General features: G+C 49.9%; 18 protein-coding genes. 10 read left to right on the forward strand and 8 right to left on the reverse strand.

All coding sequences use genetic code 11. The features are described from left to right. Positions 1 to 240 precede the first annotated feature (240 nt). Positions 241 to 948, forward strand: coding sequence for a PrsW family intramembrane metalloprotease (locus AB1756_07760; GenBank protein ID MEW5807221.1), 708 nt, complete (start codon positions 241 to 243; stop codon positions 946 to 948). 39 nt (positions 949 to 987) lie between these two features. Here the strand turns inward: AB1756_07760 and AB1756_07765 are convergent, their stop codons facing one another. Beyond that, positions 988 to 1,761 carry a CocE/NonD family hydrolase gene (locus tag AB1756_07765; GenBank protein ID MEW5807222.1) on the reverse strand — a complete coding sequence of 258 codons (774 nt, stop codon included), beginning with the start codon at positions 1,759 to 1,761 and terminating at the stop codon, positions 988 to 990. A gap of 266 nt (positions 1,762 to 2,027) precedes the next feature. On the opposite strand from AB1756_07765, the gene AB1756_07770 reads away from it, so the two are divergent. The 9 genes from AB1756_07770 (at position 2,028) to AB1756_07810 (ending at position 8,391) form a co-directional block, all read left to right on the forward strand. Next, on the forward strand, positions 2,028 to 2,162 hold the full coding sequence (locus AB1756_07770; protein ID MEW5807223.1) for a hypothetical protein: 135 nt from the start codon (positions 2,028 to 2,030) through the stop codon (positions 2,160 to 2,162). After that, positions 2,125 to 2,394 carry a hypothetical protein gene (locus AB1756_07775; protein ID MEW5807224.1) on the forward strand — a complete coding sequence of 90 codons (270 nt, stop codon included), beginning with the start codon at positions 2,125 to 2,127 and terminating at the stop codon, positions 2,392 to 2,394. The genes AB1756_07770 and AB1756_07775 overlap by 38 nt, the downstream gene beginning before the upstream one ends. Before the next feature lie 7 nt (positions 2,395 to 2,401). Beyond that, a complete protein-coding gene (locus AB1756_07780) occupies positions 2,402 to 2,767 on the forward strand; it encodes a PUR family DNA/RNA-binding protein (protein ID MEW5807225.1) in 366 nt (121 codons plus the stop codon). After that, positions 2,748 to 4,085, forward strand: coding sequence for a glycosyltransferase N-terminal domain-containing protein (locus AB1756_07785; GenBank protein MEW5807226.1), 1,338 nt, complete (start codon positions 2,748 to 2,750; stop codon positions 4,083 to 4,085). Before AB1756_07780 ends, AB1756_07785 begins: the two co-directional genes overlap by 20 nt. Next, complete coding sequence (gene lpxK / locus AB1756_07790) at positions 4,082 to 5,158, forward strand: tetraacyldisaccharide 4'-kinase (protein ID MEW5807227.1); 1,077 nt, start codon at positions 4,082 to 4,084, stop codon at positions 5,156 to 5,158. Before AB1756_07785 ends, lpxK begins: the two co-directional genes overlap by 4 nt. A 12-nt stretch (positions 5,159 to 5,170) precedes the next feature. Continuing rightward, positions 5,171 to 6,127, forward strand: a complete 957-nt coding sequence (locus AB1756_07795; GenBank protein ID MEW5807228.1) for a lysophospholipid acyltransferase family protein — start codon at positions 5,171 to 5,173, stop codon at positions 6,125 to 6,127. A 90-nt stretch (positions 6,128 to 6,217) separates the two neighbouring features. Then, entirely contained in the window at positions 6,218 to 6,802 is a 585-nt protein-coding gene (gene gmhB, locus AB1756_07800; GenBank protein MEW5807229.1) for a D-glycero-beta-D-manno-heptose 1,7-bisphosphate 7-phosphatase, read from the forward strand. Between the two features lies 1 nt (position 6,803). Beyond that, positions 6,804 to 7,841, forward strand: coding sequence for a PfkB family carbohydrate kinase (locus AB1756_07805; GenBank protein MEW5807230.1), 1,038 nt, complete (start codon positions 6,804 to 6,806; stop codon positions 7,839 to 7,841). A 58-nt stretch (positions 7,842 to 7,899) separates the two neighbouring features. Continuing rightward, positions 7,900 to 8,391, forward strand: a complete 492-nt coding sequence (locus AB1756_07810; protein ID MEW5807231.1) for an adenylyltransferase/cytidyltransferase family protein — start codon at positions 7,900 to 7,902, stop codon at positions 8,389 to 8,391. 38 nt (positions 8,392 to 8,429) lie between these two features. Here AB1756_07810 and AB1756_07815 read toward each other — a convergent pair whose 3' ends face one another. The 7 genes from AB1756_07815 to rpsM all read right to left on the reverse strand — a co-directional run bounded on the left by AB1756_07815 (position 8,430) and on the right by rpsM (position 16,692). Beyond that, complete coding sequence (locus AB1756_07815) at positions 8,430 to 10,238, reverse strand: sialidase family protein (GenBank protein ID MEW5807232.1); 1,809 nt, start codon at positions 10,236 to 10,238, stop codon at positions 8,430 to 8,432. Between the two features lie 65 nt (positions 10,239 to 10,303). After that, a complete protein-coding gene (gene carB / locus AB1756_07820) occupies positions 10,304 to 13,519 on the reverse strand; it encodes a carbamoyl-phosphate synthase large subunit (protein MEW5807233.1) in 3,216 nt (1,071 codons plus the stop codon). Positions 13,520 to 13,652: 133 nt separating this feature from the next. Next, positions 13,653 to 14,204, reverse strand: a complete 552-nt coding sequence (rplQ, locus tag AB1756_07825; protein ID MEW5807234.1) for a 50S ribosomal protein L17 — start codon at positions 14,202 to 14,204, stop codon at positions 13,653 to 13,655. A 4-nt stretch (positions 14,205 to 14,208) separates the two neighbouring features. After that, complete coding sequence (locus AB1756_07830) at positions 14,209 to 15,201, reverse strand: DNA-directed RNA polymerase subunit alpha (protein MEW5807235.1); 993 nt, start codon at positions 15,199 to 15,201, stop codon at positions 14,209 to 14,211. Positions 15,202 to 15,243: 42 nt separating this feature from the next. Continuing rightward, positions 15,244 to 15,870, reverse strand: a complete 627-nt coding sequence (gene rpsD / locus AB1756_07835) for a 30S ribosomal protein S4 (GenBank protein MEW5807236.1) — start codon at positions 15,868 to 15,870, stop codon at positions 15,244 to 15,246. Between the two features lie 12 nt (positions 15,871 to 15,882). Beyond that, positions 15,883 to 16,275 (reverse strand): 30S ribosomal protein S11, encoded by a 393-nt coding sequence (gene rpsK / locus AB1756_07840; GenBank protein MEW5807237.1) that lies wholly within the window; start codon positions 16,273 to 16,275, stop codon positions 15,883 to 15,885. A 30-nt stretch (positions 16,276 to 16,305) separates the two neighbouring features. Further along, positions 16,306 to 16,692 carry a 30S ribosomal protein S13 gene (gene rpsM, locus AB1756_07845; GenBank protein MEW5807238.1) on the reverse strand — a complete coding sequence of 129 codons (387 nt, stop codon included), beginning with the start codon at positions 16,690 to 16,692 and terminating at the stop codon, positions 16,306 to 16,308. Positions 16,693 to 16,695: the final 3 nt, after the last annotated feature.

Consider the following 16,695-nt stretch of genomic DNA (forward strand, 5'->3'; position numbering starts at 1 on the left):
TATGGAATGGTCTGTTCGAGGGGCCAATGCCATCATTGCTCTCCGCTGTATGACCCTGTCTGATCGTTTTGAAGATTATTGGGAGTCCCGGGTCTCTTGATTTACCCCTCTTTCATGACGCAGGCCTTCCCCTCTGCCCCCGCTTGACAATTGTTTTTCTACAAGGATATGATGGTCGGACAAGTTGAACACAGTCAAGCGGGCAATAGATCGGGAAAATGGCGGAAAGCGAAAAAAGAAATGCTTATCCTTAATGTCTGGATCTTCCTATCCTCTATAGTTGGCCCTTCCCTTTTCTGGATGGTCTATTATTATTTAAAAGACCGATACCGACCGGAGCCTTTCGTCAACTTGGGCTCTGCTTATCTTTTCGGGCTCGTGGCAGCTTTTGCCTGCCTGAAGTCATTCGATCTCTTGCCATATTTTGGGCTGCGCGGTTATGCATTCTTTTTCGCTGAAAGAAATCATCCCCTTTTCCTTGCATATTGCCTTTGTGTTGTCGGACCCATCGAAGAACTTTTTAAGTTTCTCCCTTATCTATTCATCCTCATGCGCTTTAAAAAATTCGATGAAAAAATGGATGGCATTATCTACGCTTCAGTCATTGCTCTTGGTTTTGCCTCCTTTGAGAATTTCCTTTATCTTCCGTTCCTGGACCGCCTCACACTCTTCGGTCGCTCCATAGCGACTCCCCTGACCCATAGTATCTTCTCCTCGATCTGGGGATACACCGCTGGAGTAGCCAGACTTAAGAAGCGATCCATTCTGAAAGCTTCAGTAGTAGGTCTCTTCATTTCAGCACTTTTCCACGGGCTATTTGATTTTCTTAATTTCTCTTCAGGATGGAGGGTGCTCTCTGCTCTATTAATTCTTCTCATATGGATATGGCTTATCAAGCTCACAGCGAAGTTGCAACAGCAGGAAAGAGCAAAGAAAGTGGAAATCTGATCTATCCGGAATTCAAGGAAAAGATGTGCATCATCTTTTTTATTTGTTGAAATGGCCAACGGGGCCGATGCTGCCGTCAGTGCTACCGGCAACGATGAGGAAATAAGTAAATGGAGTGTCCGCTGTCCGCGCTTCAGGATTTCGAACGAACCAGACCCACAAATCCGGTCCGTCAGCTCCATAGACTTTGTACTCGCTGAAGCAGAGATCAGAAACAGACTCCCATGAAAGAGAGAGGTGCCCTTCAGCTGTTTTTGAAACTATCAGGTTTTGCACTTCCTGGGTCGCTTTGCATCCCGACGGATCTTCCGTAACGATTGGAAGCTCAATGTATGATGGATACGCGGCAGAATGGTGGATCTTCGTATGAGCAGACTGTGTATAAGTCTGTTTCCTGAAAGGTTCTCCGGTATTCGGGTTTGGATCGAACCTCGGGTCGTTCGACGAAGAAATGTTCACGCGGATCTTATGTCCGGTGTTGAAGATGAGGCTCGTTGACCAGATATCAACAACAAGCTCATAGACGGTATCGGGCGAGAGTAGATTTTCTCCTTCAAAGGTCTGGTAGTGCCGTGCACGCAGGACGCCATCGAGGACAAGCATGGAATTCCCGTTCGGATAAACATCCGTCAGCCAGATATTGAGGTCAGTGTCAGGGACATCCGTTTCAAGGAAGATGTGTGCCTTGATATTGCCACTCACTTCCAGTGGTGAAGCAAGAATATCCGTTGTGTAGGAGAGGACATCGGCTCTTCCCTCAATGAACGCCTGATTATACGATCCGGATTCTTCGTAGAGATTCGCTTCTTGTATAGTAAAAGTCGCTGATAGGCGGCTTTTTTAGTATCCTCAATTAAGCTTTTCAGCATTACAATCAAACCTTGCGTAGTATTTTTTTCTTTTTATCTTTTTCTTTTTTCTTTACTTTTCCTATAGCTTCTCCTTTCTCTGGTTTAGATTTAACCATCTTCTATGTTTTTCTAAATCAAGATAGAGTATAGCCATTTTTTCCTCTATTCTCATTAGAATATAGCAAGCTCTTGAAGAAGCTGCTCAAGAGGCAGCAGGAGATCGATCGGATGTTAGATCGCTTGATCGAGGAACTGAAGAAGGAACTGCGCGCCCATCGCCAGGAGCGGCTACAAGTGGCAACGGATCTACAACGGCAGAACGGCCGTGAAACGAGTGAACAGCCGGATCGATGGATCCTTTAGTTTTGAGCGCCATTTTGTGAGGGGGAAAGCGAAGATGACGCTGAAGGCCGGATTAGCTCTGGTGGTGATGCTATCCATGGCATTAGCGAGGATCAGGAGAAACCAGGGAAGACCTGAGGTCTCTCATCAAGCAAGCCGCATAACCAGGATCATGGTATCGGTATTGTGCATGCTGGGAGGGACAAGTCTTCTTCTGAACAGGATTTTAGGGGAAAAAGAGAGCGTCATATAGAACATTGATGCTTTCTGAGAGAGAAAAAGATAATCCCCATCGAGAAAATCATGAAAATCATGTTTCCGAATTCTGGGAAAAGGCAATTTCTCGAAAGCCTCAAACCACGATTGTTGTTGAAAACGCGTATTCTTTATTATATAGTCAAGGAGGCGGGATGATAGCTGAGGAGAGAGACATGGATAAAGTCATTGAAACGAAAGAGTTTCGAGTTGAGAACAAGAAGTTCTTTTTCGACCTTAAGGAAAATCCCAAAGGAAGGTACTTAAGAATCACCGAATCAAGCGGGGGAAGGTCGTCCATCGTAATTCCTGAGGCCGGTCTTAAAACCTTCCGTGAAATGCTCGAGCACTTTGTCTCAGAAAAAGAGTAAAGGGCCTATCTTCTATTTCCTGATGATCCTTCTTTATAAGTTTGTAACGGCCTTCTTTAGCTTCATCGGCTATCTCTCGATCCCGCTACTTTACATTTTCAGCAAAAAGAACCATCTCAGAATGCTTGAACGGATGGGGTTCTACAGGATGCCTTCTGCGTTTCATGGTGCCATCTGGATCCAGGCGGCTTCCGTTGGCGAAGTCATGATAGCCGATAAAGTGATTGCCTCCATGAAAAAGCGGCATCCGGAATGGAACATCCTCCTGACGGTGACGACGGCCACTGGCAAGGCAATGGCTGCAGAAAAGATCGAGGACGTCGCATTGATCAGACATTTTCCCCTCGATTTCGAAAGTGCCGTAAGGAGGGCCATTTCCTCCATCAAGCCCGTTCTCTTCATAATGATCGAGACAGAAATATGGCCCAACCTCCTGGAAAAGATGAGAGAGAAAAAAATCCCCTTCATGATTGTGAACGGCAGAATTTCCGATGGAGGGTACAGACGCTACCTTCGCATCAGGTCTTTCATATCTTCTGTTCTGGAAGGAATGAAAGTGGCATGCATGAGCTCTCGCCTTCACGCGGAGAGGATAAAAAGCTTCAACGTGAGCGACGAGAAGATCAAGGTGACGGGAAATATAAAGTACGACGTCGGCATGCCCTATTCTCCGGAGGAGCTTTCCTCGTTCGCAAGGATGATGGGAATCACGGAGGCGGATACCGTCTTCATCGGAGGAAGCACGGCAGAGGGGGAAGATGAGGCGATCCTCGATACCTATCGCGAGATGAAAGAGCTATGCCAAAATCCCTTGCTGATCCTGGCTCCGCGACATTTGAAGCGAATCCCTGACATCGAACGGATCCTCATATCAAGAAACTATGGGTTTTCAAATCTTAGCATGCTCAAAAGTGGAGAGCAGGAGAGAAGAGATGAAATCATTCTGGTTGACACCATCGGCGATCTTTTCAGAATCTACGCTGTAGGAAAGATCATCTTCGTCGGTGGGAGTCTCGTTCCGGTGGGTGGGCACAATATAATCGAACCTGCCATCTACGGCAAGCCCGTCCTGTTTGGAAAGCACATGGAAAATTTCAAAGAGATAGCAGATAATTTCGTTAAATGCGGCGCCGGCTTCCAGGTGGCCAACCAGAAGGAGCTTGCAAAAAAGATGGCATTCCTTCTAAGTGACGATGAGGCTTACAGAATCGCGGGAGCCAATGCCAGAACTATCGTCGAAGAGAATGTTGGTGCCCTTGAAGCCACTGTACATGAGATCGAAAAGATAATGGCAGATATTCAACTTCAGGAATCATGAGATATACATTTAACCCTTTTATCCTCGCCTTTCTCTACATACCTTCCAGACTTTACGCGTTTCTGGTCTTTCTCAGAAACCTTCTCTACGAGAGACATATCTTTCCTGTCCACAAAGTCGAAAGGCTGGTGATCAGCATAGGAAATATAACTGTCGGGGGGACCGGCAAGACACCTTTCGCTGCTTATCTATGCCAGCATTTCTCCGGGATGGGGAAAAGGGTCGTCATCGTGAGCCGGGGGTACAGAGGTACTAAAAACAGAGAGGTCCTGATCGTCGCGGATGGGAAAGGGAAGATCCTCGCGCAACCCGCCGAATGCGGCGATGAACCATTTCTTCTCGCGCAACTGCTCCCCGATGTTGCAGTGATAGTCTCCAGGAAGCGATCGAAGGCAATCAAGGAAGCCGTTAGCCAGTTCGATCCTGATCTCATCATCCTTGACGATGGATTCCAGCACAGGGCCGTTTCACGGGATGCCGATATTCTTCTGATCGACGCAATGGATCCCTTCGGGAACTATCGCATCCTCCCTGCAGGGATCCTCCGGGAACCAATCAAGAACATCCGAAGAGCCAGTATCATCGTCATCACCAGGGTGGAAAGAGACGAGGAGCACATCACGCTGGAGAGGATCATAAGGAAACACAACCCCGGAGCGGCAATCTTCACTTCCGGGCATCGCATAACGGAATTCGTTAGAAATGGGCTGATTTCGAAGGATGCCGTGCTCAGCCCTTCCGATCTTGCACATAAGAAGGTCTACGCATTTTGCGGGATCGGAAATCCCGACGTATTCATCCACGACCTAGAAAACCTGGGCGCGCATGTCGCTGGAAAGAGGATTTTCAGAGACCATCACTCTTATTCCCTTAAGGATGCCAGGGATATTGAAGAAGATGCCAGGCTTTGCGGGGCTGAAATCCTCGTGACGACTCAGAAGGATCTTGTTCGGATACCCCGCATCGAGAACTTCTCTCTTCCACTTTACCATGCCAGAATCTCCGTGAATGTTTACAGGATGGAGGAGTTCTTCTCGACCCTTGAGAGGTTCCTGTCGCGGCCCCAGCATTAAACGCAAGGAAAATTGAGCGGGAAGAATTATTCTGTTATATTTACCGCTATGAAAAAGTTCAGGAAAGCGAGATTTATCGCTGAGTTCCTATTCTTTCAGGGAGTGGCATCGCTCTCGTCGATCTTGCCCAGGAAGGTCGTCCTGTTCATTGGCACCCTCTTCGGAAGGATTATCTACCATCTGGACAGAAAAAGGAAAAGGATCGGCATGGAAAATTTGAAGATGGCCTTCGGAGGTTCTCTCACACCCCGTGAGAGAAAGAAGATCATAAAGAAGGTTTATATTCAGATGGGAAGATGCGCCTTCGACGTCTTCCTTTTTCCAAGATTCACGAAAGAATCGATCGGGAAGACGATCTTCTATGAAGGCCTCGAGAACATCCAGAGAGCGTATGAGAAAAAAAGGGGAGTCTTTCTCTTCTCAGCTCATTTCGGGAACTGGGAACTTGTGGCCCACATGCAGGGGCATCTTGGGTTTCCTCTTATGCTCGTGACGCGCCCGCTCGATAACCCATACATCGAGAGGAAGATCGCACAGAAATACAGAACGCTCTCGGGAAATGGTGTCATTCATAAGAAGAATGCAGTCCGGGAGATGCTCAAGGCGATAGCCCGAGGGCTCGGCATTGCCATAGTAATCGATCAGAATGTGAGAGAGAAACCTTACGTATTCGTGGATTTCTTCGGCATTCCTGCCGCTACTACTCCATCGCTATCTCTCCTTGCCCTGAAGACAGGAGCCACCATTATCCCCGTATTCTCCGTCCCCAGGGATGACGGCACCTACCGGATCATCTATGAGAAAGAGGTGGAGATCATAAACACCGGGAATCGTGAAAAAGATGTGCTCGACATAATGCAGACCTGCACGAAGATAATAGAGAGATATGTTAGAGAATATCCCCACCTCTGGATGTGGATGCACCAGCGCTGGCGCACCAAAGTCACCAATAGCGCCGATGTCCGTTGAAATCGCTTATGCATTCTGAAAACCCCCGCATCTTAAATATCGGCGCTCGTGATAAAATGGGCATGATTTTTCTGGGAGAGTGAGCCGAAAATGAGACCAGCCATCTTCATGGACAGGGATGGAACGGTGAGTTATGAAGTGGGTTACGTCAATCATCCCGAGCGATACGACATCATGCCCGGAAGCGCAGAGGCCATCGCGAAGATCAATTCGTCCGGCTATCTTGCCATAGTTATCACCAATCAGGCTGGCGTCGCAAGGGGATACTTCAGGGAAGAAATGATCAACGCTATACACGAAAAGCTTAAGAAACTTCTTGCCGAAAAAGGTGCCCGTCTCGATGGTATCTACTACTGCCCTCACCATCCCGATGTTGGGGACCCCCCTTACAGGCAGCGATGCTGCTGTCGCAAACCGGAACCAGGCATGCTGCTGCAAGCGCAGAAGGAGCTGGATATCGATCTATCGAGATCGTACATCATAGGAGACAGTATCAAGGACATCCAAACCGGAGCCAATGCCGGCGTAAGAGGGATCCTGGTCCTGACGGGTTACGGGAAGGGAGAATTCGAATACGGCTCCGATAAATGGAAGGTCAAACCGATCCACGTCGCGGAGAATCTTCTCGACGCCGTGAAATGGGTCCTTTCCGGGAAAGACCATGAGGATGAATGATATGCCGAAAAAGCCGGACATGATGAAGCTTCTCAGGATCATCGAAAAATTCAAGGCTCTGAATGTGGCCGTCTATGGAGATTTCGTTCTCGACGAGTTTATCTATGGTGAGATATCGAGAGTATCGCGAGAGGCTCCGGTTCTCATCCTGAATTACAAACATACGCTTTCAGTGCCTGGAGGCGGTGCAAACTCAGTTAACAACATAAGGTCCCTCGATGCGCATCCTATCCCTGTCGGCATCGTGGGAAGGGACGAAGCCGGCTCGCGACTGCTGAACCTTTTCAAGAACCGCGGCATCGAAACGTCGCTAGTAATTGTGGAAAAGGGATACGACACTCCCGTAAAGACCAGGATCCTCGCCGGAAGCGCCCACACGACGAAGCAGCAGGTCGTCAGGATGGACAGGGCAAAGCGAGGTTTTCATCTGCCTTCATCGAGCAAGAAGAGGCTTGGGAGGCTGCTCCTGAAAGCCATGGAGAGATCGAATGGACTTTTGATCGCGGATTATGATCATGGTGCAGTTCACTCATCTCTCTTGAGCGATGCCTATTTATCTTCCAGGAGCATCCTGACAGGACGGGAAAAAGATTTCATTGTCACGCTGGATTCCAGAAAGAAGATACTTGAATATCAGGGTGTGACGGCGGCGACGCCAAATGAAGAAGAGATCGAAAACGCTCTCAACATCAAGATAGGAAATGATGAAGAAAGGCTCAGATCGGAAGGGGTGAAACTTCAGATGCTTCTCAGGGCTAAAGCTCTTCTCGTCACGAGGGGAAGCAAAGGGATGTCCCTATTCGAGGATGGAAGGCACATAGCCGATATACCAGTTTATGGAACGGATGAAGTGGCCGACGTCACTGGAGCCGGCGACACAGTCATCAGCACATTCACACTCTCGCTTCTGGCGGGAGGAAGCTCTTACGAATCAGCCATCATCGCCAACTATGCAGGTGGCATCGTTGTCATGAAGCGCGGTACCGCCACAGTTTCCCGTTCCGAACTAATCAATGCCATCAAATCCGATTACCGATAAGAGCGATCTGCCAGGACTTTGCTTCGATGAACCATAGGGATGGAAGAGAAAAATAGTTATGACACAGAGGGCGAGAAAGAAGATTCTTCCGATTAGCAGATTGAGAAGGGTCATCAATCAGGAAAAGAGAAGAGGAAAGAAGATAGTGCTGGCGAACGGGATCTTTGATATCCTGCACGTCGGACATGTGAGGTATCTAGAAGATGCAAAAAAGCTCGGAGATATACTGGTTGTCGGCATCAACAGCGACGCTTCGGCAAGGGAACTCAAGGGGAGAGGAAGGCCCATCATGAATGAGGAAGAAAGAGCCGAGATAGTCGCGGCTCTCTCCAGCGTGGATTACGTGACGATTTTCGGCGAAGAAAATGCCGTTCCTCTAATCCAGACGATCAAACCTCATTTTCATTGTAAGGGGACTGATTATACTGAAGAGACGGTCCCTGAAAGAGAAGCCGTGCTTCATCACGGCGGCAGAGTGCGCATCACCGGCGACCCGAAAGACCACTCCACGACATATCTCTTATCCAGGATTCTCGGGAAGAAGAGATAGTAGCCAGGGACAAGCGACCAACCCGAGTCACGTCGAACTTACGGACAGGGAGCTGATTCATCCAGGTCGTCTCTCGCGTTCGGATGACCCGTGCCGTCCCCGAAACTTCCGTAGCTGCTACCCTTCTGCGATCTGACAAGATAGTAAAACCCGTCACCTTCCTGAGGGTCCGCCCTTGTGTCGTTGAAAGGAGTGTCCGGAACGTCGTTGGACAGACAGATGGAGCGGGAAAAATTCCTATCCACGCTGAGTTCGCCTAACAGCCCCGAGATGACGTCATAGTTCGTCTCGGCGCCGAATTTCGGATCCTGGCTTTCCCATGATAGCTCCGTTGGGTTTTTCCCTTGGACCGCCAGATTTTTAACCTCATCAAGGTCAAAGTTTCTCGTATCGTTAGTATAGACATCCTCCTCGCCGCTGCGCAGGTCGCTCCATAGCGGAAAGATCCTGTCATTCGGCGTGGCCACGACTCCGTTATAGTCTCCAAGGAAGGTGTCCAGGCATGGATCAAAGGAAACGTCCGATATCAGGAAGTTCGTGTCAAAGCTCTGCCCGCCATCCCTCGAGACTGCTCCCCAGACCTCGAGCCATCTGTTGCCCGGGTCTCTTCTCGCATCGTACCAGATGACGTTGACCCTCCCCTTGTTGTCCACAGAAAGCCAGGGAAAGAACTGGTCTCTGTCGTTTCCCACCGGATCCGTGTTGATCCTCTTCGGCGTTGCCCATGTCGTTCCTTTATCCCTCGAATACGTGAAGTAGATGTCCGGGTCTCCGTTCCTGTTGTCCGACCATGCAACGTAGAGCGAGCCTCTGTAAGCGCTGCTGCTGATGTCCACGTCAAAGGCAGGAAATGAGTTCCTCCGATAGCAGGGAGAATCGCTAATGTCCACGATGTCCACGACTTTTTTGTCCGTCCCGAAACTCTTTCCACCGTTGGTGGAGATGTCAAGGTAGAATGTTGCCGGGCTTCCCTCCCATATGACATAGACCTCGCCATTCGACCCAACCGCTGGCACGGACCCTTGAACGCCGCCGGCATCGCTGATTGTCATCGGTTGACTGTAGCTCTTTCCTCCATCCGTCGAGCGCGATAACATGATCGTCGACTTCCAGATGTTGAATCGAGTCCAGGAGACGTAAACATAATTCTTATAGGAGGAGTTCGTTGTATCGCAGGCGATGTACTCCTTGTCCTCAAAGGGGACGAATGAACCGAAGTTCATGACGATATCCTTTACCAGCGGCCATGTCGCCCCACCATCCGTGGAGCGAGCAACGAACAACCCATTATCATCGGAGCTTCGATTAAATGATATGAACGAATAGTAAACATAGCCGTTGGCGCAGAAGGCAACTGCAGGGTCTCCCTGGGCTTCAAAGGTCGTCTCAACGATTGTTCCATCTCCCCAGGTAGCTCCGCCATCTTTACTGTAATAGTAACCGGCATCGACCTCGCCGTTCCGGTAGTCGTTGGCTCCTCCAACAAGATTCAGATGATCCACTGGATTGTAGTCAATGGAGGTCTCGTTCTGTCTGCCTGTAGTCACGACATTGACCCGGACATTGGTTCCTTCCAACGCTCTTTCCGAAAGAGCTGCCGGTGGCGCAGGGATTTCTTTTCTGGCATAATCCTCTTCCACGATGGACGACCTTCTGAAGACCCTTTGCCCGCTCACATCAGGACGAAACACCGGTGGGTTCTGCGATTGGTCTCTCTCTCTTGGATTTATCCCTTCTCCAGAATGTTCCGCGATGCCTGGCGACCAGAAGATCAACCCCATAGAGAAGAACGCAAATATCAGAACGATGATGGTTACTTCAAATATTCTTCCTGATTTTAAATTCATCCGATTTTCCTGAAAATCAGCATCAATAAATTTACGCTTATTGGAACTCAGGTCAAGAATGTAGCTTATTCTTGTTGGTAATATTCCTGGAGGGTCTTGACTTGGAGCTCCTCCTTCAGAAGTGATTCAATTCCCATCACTGCGGCGGCTCCTCCGGAGAGCGTTGTGATGCACGGGATGCCCCTCTGCGTTGCGGTTTTTCTTATAGCTGGTTCGTCGAAATAGGACTCCTTGCCGAGGGGCGTATTGATGATCAGATTGATCTCTCCATTCTTCATCAAATCGACGATGTTGGGTCTTCCTTCTTTCACTTTGTAAACCATGTCGCATTCGAGCCCAGACTCCCGGAGATAGGCACATGTCCCCCGTGTCGCGATAAGATTGAATCCCAGACTGATAAGCCCCTTCGCGATCGGGATGACATTCTTCTTGTCATTATCATTGACGCTGATGAAAGCTCTTCCCGATACTGGAAGCGGCGTTCCGGCGCTGATCTGTGCCTTGGCAAAGGCATTTCCAAAACTCTTCGAGATGCCCATGACTTCTCCAGTCGATTTCATTTCAGGACCCAGAATTGGATCCTCTCCCGGAAATTTGATGAAGGGAAAGACAGATTCTTTGATGAATCGGTCTTTCACTACCTTCTCTTTTACGAAGCCAAGGCTCTCCAGCGACCTTCCAATTATGACCTTTGCGGCGATCTTGGCAAGAGGGATGCCTGTCGCTTTGCTCACAAATGGAACCGTCCTCGAGGCTCTCGGGTTGACCTCCAGGACGTAGACGATGTCATCCTTTATGGCAAACTGGACGTTCATTAACCCTTTCACCTGAAGGGCAAACCCGAGCTTCTTAGCGTACTGCCTCATCGTATCGAGGTGCTCGATCACCTTCTGATGATATGGAGGGATGACACATGCGCTGTCTCCGGAGTGGATCCCCGCTTCCTCGATATGCTGCATTATCCCGCCGATCACTACGGCGTTTCCATCGGAGACCGCATCAAGGTCGACCTCGAAAGCATCCTCGAGGAATTTATCGATGAGAACGGGATGCTCTGGCGAAGCCTCAACCGCCTTCCTCATGTACTCGGCGAGCGAGCGCTCGTCGTGAGTGACGAACATTGCCCTTCCACCAAGGACGTAGGACGGCCTAACGAGGACTGGAAAACCTATCTGTTCTGCGATCTCTCTTGCCTCTTCATAGGACGTTGCCGTTCCCCATTCCGGCGCCGGGATGCCGATCTTTTTGAGCAGTTCGGCGAATCTTTTCCTGTCTTCCGCCAGATCGATGGAATCTGGCGATGTGCCGAGAATCTTCACGCCTTTCCTCTGCAGCGGAATAGCAAGCGAGAGGGGTGTCTGTCCGCCGAACTGCACGATCACTCCCAGGGGTTTCTCAACCTCGACGATGTTCAGGACATCCTCGAAAGTGAGAGGCTCGAAGTAGAGCCTGTCTGATGTGTCGTAGTCCGTTGAGACCGTCTCCGGATTGCAGTTCACCATGATCGTCTCGTACCCCTCTTCCTGAAGTGCAAAAGAGGCATGGCAGCAGCAGTAGTCGAATTCTATTCCCTGTCCGATCCGGTTGGGACCTCCCCCAAGAATCATGATCTTCTTTTTCGATGTTGGATTGGCTTCGCACTCCTCCTCATATGTCGAATATAGGTACGGAGTATGTGCCTCGAACTCCGCACCGCAGGTATCTACGCGCTTGTAAACGGGGATGATGTTCAGCTCTTTTCTCTTCCTCCTGATCCCGCACTCGCCGGTGCCGAGAAGATGGGCTATCTGGACATCGGAGAAACCGAACCTCTTTGCCTTGTAGAGAAGCTCTCGCGGTATTGTCTCGAAGTTGAAGGCGCGCAAGTTTCCCTCTAGACGGACAAGTTGCTCGATGTTCTGGATGAACCACCGATCGATCTTCGTTAAATCCGTGATCTCCTCGATCGACATCCCCGCCTGCAGCGCATACCGGATATAGAAGAGCCTCTCCCAGTTCGGATAGGCAAGCTTCTCCTTGAGCTTGTCCGGATCAAGATATTCTTTCCCGTCCGCACCGAGTCCTGCTCTTCCGATCTCGAGTGAACGTATCCCCTTCTGGAGCGCCTCTTTGAAAGTCCTCCCGATGGCCATTGCCTCGCCCACAGACTTCATCTGCGTCCCTAGAACCTGGCTCGTCCTCGGGAACTTCTCGAATGCCCACCTCGGAACTTTGACGACGACGTAATCGATGGTCGGCTCGAATGATGATGGAGTCATTCTTGTTATGTCGTTGGGGATTTCGTTTAGCGTGTAGCCGACTGCAAGCTTGGCTGCAATCTTAGCAATCGGAAACCCGGTGGCCTTAGATGCCAGAGCAGAGCTTCTCGAAACTCTCGGGTTCATCTCGATGATAGCCATCCGGCCGCTTTCCGGGTCGGTGGCAAACTGTATGTTCGAGCCGCCGGTCTCCACTCCCACTTCCCGGATGATGGAAACAGCGGCATCTCTCATTTTCTGGTATTCCTTATCCGTCAGAGTCTGTGCCGGGGCCACTGTGATGCTATCACCTGTGTGGACACCCATGGCATCAAAGTTCTCGATGGAGCAGATGACGACGACGTTGTCTGCAAGATCTCTCATGACCTCGAGTTCATATTCCTTCCATCCAATGACCGACTCCTCGATCAAAACCTCGTGGACGGGGCTCTGCTCGAATCCGAAGGATGCAATCTCCCGGAACTCTTCCATGTTGTAAGCAATCCCTCCGCCAGAACCCCCTAGCGTAAATGAAGGCCGGATGATGGCTGGGTATCCGGTTGTCTGCAGTATCTTTTCGGCTTCTTCCATCGATCGAGCATAACCGCTGGCCGGAACAGCCAGGCCGATCCTCTGCATGGCAGCCTTGAATAGAGACCGATCTTCCGCAATCTTCATCGCCTTCAACTTTGCGCCGATCAACTCGACGCCATGTTCCTCCAGGACTCCGCTCTCGGCAAGCCTCACCGCAATGTTCAGGGCCGTCTGGCCTCCCACGGTCGGAAGAAGGGCATCGGGTTCCTCCCTCTCGATAATCATCCCGACAACATCCGGTGTCAGAGGTTCCACGTAGGTCCTGTGCGCCATCTCAGGATCCGTCATGATTGTGGCCGGATTGGAATTTACAAGGACGATCTCGAAACCCTCTTCCCTGAGAGCCTTGCACGCCTGAGTCCCTGAATAGTCGAACTCGCAAGCCTGCCCGATAACGATGGGTCCGCTCCCGATTATCAGGATCTTACGGATGTCCTTCCTTCTCGGCATGACCAGCCTATCCTGCTCTTTTATTTCCAAAGAAGTTGCATCGGCCGCTATGCAGAGCACAACGAGCCATCATACATAAAAAAGGGGAGCCGATGCTCCCCTCATCTTGATCACACGATCTCTGTGTCATTCATCATTTTCCTTTCTTCTTCTCTTCTTTGGCTTTTTTCACTTTCTTTTCTTCGGGCTTTTCTTCTTTTTCGGTTTTTTTCCTAGCTCTTTTCTCTTTTTTCTCTTCCGCTCTTCCTTCTTTCTCTTCCTTCTTTTCCCCTTTCTTCTCTTCCCCTTTCCCTTTCTTCCCCTTTTTCTTCTTTTTCTCAAAGACCGGCTCGCTTCCGATCAACTCCAGGATGGCCATGTCTGCACCATCCCCTCTCCGCGCTCCAAGATGCAGAATCCTCATGTATCCGCCCGGCCGCTGGGAAAATCTCGCAGATATGGTATCGAAGAGTTTTCTGGAGACCTCCTTATCGTGGATATGCTCCATCACCTGCCTCCTGGCATGGAGAGTTTCCCTCTTCGCCAGCGTGATAAGTTTCTCGGCAAAGGGTCTTAACTCTTTTGCCTTCATGAGGGTCGTTCGGATCCTCTCCTTCCGGAAAAGAGATGTGCACATGTTCCTGAGGAGCGCAAGCCTGTGCTCCCTTTTTCTCCCCAGCTTTCTTCCTGCTATCCTGTGACGCATTAGACTATCCTCTCGCTTTTAAGCTCTTCTTTGAAAGCCGCTCATCGATCTTCATCCCCAGAGAAAGCCCCATCCCTTTGAGCATATCCTTGATCTCATTCAGGGATTTTCTCCCGAAATTCTTCGTCTTGAGCATCTCGAATTCGGACTTCTGGACTAGCTCGCCAATCGTTGATATCCCCGCGTTTTTGAGACAGTTGGAGGCCCGGACGGAGAGCTCGAGTTCTTCAACGCTCCGGTTCAGGTTTTCCTGCATCTGCTCCAGCTCGTCATCCATTCCTTCTTCTTCCCGCTCCTCTTCCTCTTCGAAATTGATAAAGATGAGCATGTGATCCTTGATGAGCTTCGCTGCAAGACCTACCGCATCCTGGGGAAGAATGGTTCCGTTTGTCCAGACCTCGAGGGTCAGTTTGTCATAGTCGGTGGTCTGTCCGAGCCTGGCATCCTCGACCAGGAAGTTTACCTTCCTCACAGGAGAATGAACGGAATCGATCGGTATGAAATTGACGTCCAGCTCTTCCTCGTAATTCTTTTCCGCCGAGACGTATCCTCTTCCTTCCCTCACCCTCATCTCCATGTTGAGGCTTCCCTCTTCCGTCAGCGTGGCGATATGGATATTGGAATCAAGGATCTCAATGTTGGACGATGTCTCGATGTCTCCTGATTTCACCTCTCTGGGACCTTCAGCCTTCAGGGTGATAATCTCTGGATGATCAGTGTGGAGCTTGATCGGTATGGTTTTGATGTTGAGGATGATGTCTGTGACATCCTCCACAATACCAGGCACCGCAGAAAATTCATGAAGTACGCCTTCGATTTTCACCGATGTGATGGCTGCCCCTTCGATCGAGGAGAGGAGTGCCCTCCTCATCGCATTCCCTATGGTCGTTCCAAAGCCTCTCTCGAACGGCTGAGCATAGAACTTCCCGTAGGTATTGCTAAGCGTTTCCGCATCAGATTCAAGCCTCTTCGGTTTTTGAAAACCTTTCCAAAGCATGTTCTTTCTTGCCTCCGGAAAAAATTATTAAAAATTCAGGAATTACTTGGAATACAACTCGACAATGAGCTGCTCCTGAATCGGGAGAACTATATCCTGTCTTGCGGGTAATGCAATGACCTTTCCCCTGAACCTGTCCGCTTCCAGCTCGAGCCAGGCGGGAATTCCTCTTCCCTTCACTCCTTCAAGACTTATCTGAAGCCCCTCATTCTTTCGAGACGCTTCTTTAATAGATATCTCGTCTCCGACCCTCACGGAATAGGATGGAATGTCCACCTTCCTTCCATTGACCAGAATGTGACCGTGGGTAACAAGTTGTCTGGCTTGGCTCTTCGAGGAACCGAATCCGAGCCGGTAGATTACGTTATCGAGCCTTCGTTCTAGTAATGTGAGAAGGTTTTCACCGGTGATTCCCCTGGCTCTTTCTGCCTTCTTGAAGGTGCTCCGGAACTGTCTCTCCAGTATGCCGTAGACCCTTTTCACTTTCTGCTTCTCGCGGAGCTGAAGCCCGTATCCGAAACTCTTTATCTTCCTCCTTCCATGCTGTCCGGGGGCATAGTTCCTCTTCTCAATAGCGCATTTTTCCTTGAAGCATCTCTCACCTTTGAGAAAGAGTTTGGCTCCCTCCCTCCTGCATAACCTACAAGCTGAACCCGTATATTTAGCCAATGTTAACCTCCTTTAAACACGCCTTCTCTTTGGTGGTCGGCACCCGTTGTGTGGGATGGGTGTTACGTCCTTTATAGACTTGATATCGAGACCGATAGACTGGAGTGCTCGGATGGAAGATTCCCTCCCCGCTCCCGGACCCTTCACCCTCACTTCCACGCTCTTCAATCCGTACTCTTTGGCGCCATTTCCAGCAGCCTGAGCAGCCATCTGTGCCGCAAAAGGTGTCCCCTTTCTCGAGCCCTTGAACCCGAGGCGTCCGGCACTCGACCAGCCGAGAACATTGCCTTCTATGTCCGTGATGCAGACAATCGTATTGTTGAAAGTGGCATGGATATGCGCAATGCCGTTCGGGATGTGTTTCTTCTCTTTCTTCTTCAAGCTTCTCTTCACTTCATTGGCCATAATAAACGACAGACCTCCTCAAGAATTTGATTATCCTTTCTTTCCAACAGCTTTTTTCTTGCCCGCCACGGTCTTTCGGGGCCCTTTCTTAGTCCTGGCATTGGTATGCGTCCTCTGACCACGACAGGGTAATCCTCTCCTGTGTCTGTACCCTCTGTATGAACCTATATCGATAAGCCGCTTGATATCGAGGGAAATATTCTTCTTCAGATCACCCTCTACGTTTCCCTCTTCCTGGATGATGTCCCTGATCCTTCTTACCTCATCTTCAGTAAGATCCTTTACCTTCTTATCCTTATCGACCCCGGCCTTTTCCAGTATCCGGTCGGACCTCGGGCGTCCGATCCCGAAGATGTATGTCAGACCGATCTCGATCCTCTTGTTTGGCGGAAGATCGACGCCTGCGATTCTTGCCATCGC

Source organism: Acidobacteriota bacterium (assembly GCA_040752675.1).
Taxonomy (GTDB): domain Bacteria; phylum Acidobacteriota; class Polarisedimenticolia; order JBFMGF01; family JBFMGF01; genus JBFMGF01.

Coding starts and splice junctions, on each gene's coding strand:
- AB1756_07760 (MEW5807221.1), top strand. CDS start 241: ATGCTTATCCTTAATGTCTGGATCTTCCTATCCTCTATAGTTGGCCCT.
- AB1756_07770 (MEW5807223.1), top strand. CDS start 2,028: ATGTTAGATCGCTTGATCGAGGAACTGAAGAAGGAACTGCGCGCCCAT.
- AB1756_07780 (MEW5807225.1), top strand. CDS start 2,402: ATGCTTTCTGAGAGAGAAAAAGATAATCCCCATCGAGAAAATCATGAA.
- lpxK (MEW5807227.1), top strand. CDS start 4,082: ATGAGATATACATTTAACCCTTTTATCCTCGCCTTTCTCTACATACCT.
- gmhB (MEW5807229.1), top strand. CDS start 6,218: ATGAGACCAGCCATCTTCATGGACAGGGATGGAACGGTGAGTTATGAA.
- AB1756_07805 (MEW5807230.1), top strand. CDS start 6,804: ATGCCGAAAAAGCCGGACATGATGAAGCTTCTCAGGATCATCGAAAAA.
- AB1756_07810 (MEW5807231.1), top strand. CDS start 7,900: ATGACACAGAGGGCGAGAAAGAAGATTCTTCCGATTAGCAGATTGAGA.
- AB1756_07815 (MEW5807232.1), bottom strand. CDS start 10,238: ATGAATTTAAAATCAGGAAGAATATTTGAAGTAACCATCATCGTTCTG.
- carB (MEW5807233.1), bottom strand. CDS start 13,519: ATGCCGAGAAGGAAGGACATCCGTAAGATCCTGATAATCGGGAGCGGA.
- rplQ (MEW5807234.1), bottom strand. CDS start 14,204: ATGCGTCACAGGATAGCAGGAAGAAAGCTGGGGAGAAAAAGGGAGCAC.
- AB1756_07830 (MEW5807235.1), bottom strand. CDS start 15,201: ATGCTTTGGAAAGGTTTTCAAAAACCGAAGAGGCTTGAATCTGATGCG.
- rpsK (MEW5807237.1), bottom strand. CDS start 16,275: ATGGCCAATGAAGTGAAGAGAAGCTTGAAGAAGAAAGAGAAGAAACAC.
- rpsM (MEW5807238.1), bottom strand. CDS start 16,692: ATGGCAAGAATCGCAGGCGTCGATCTTCCGCCAAACAAGAGGATCGAG.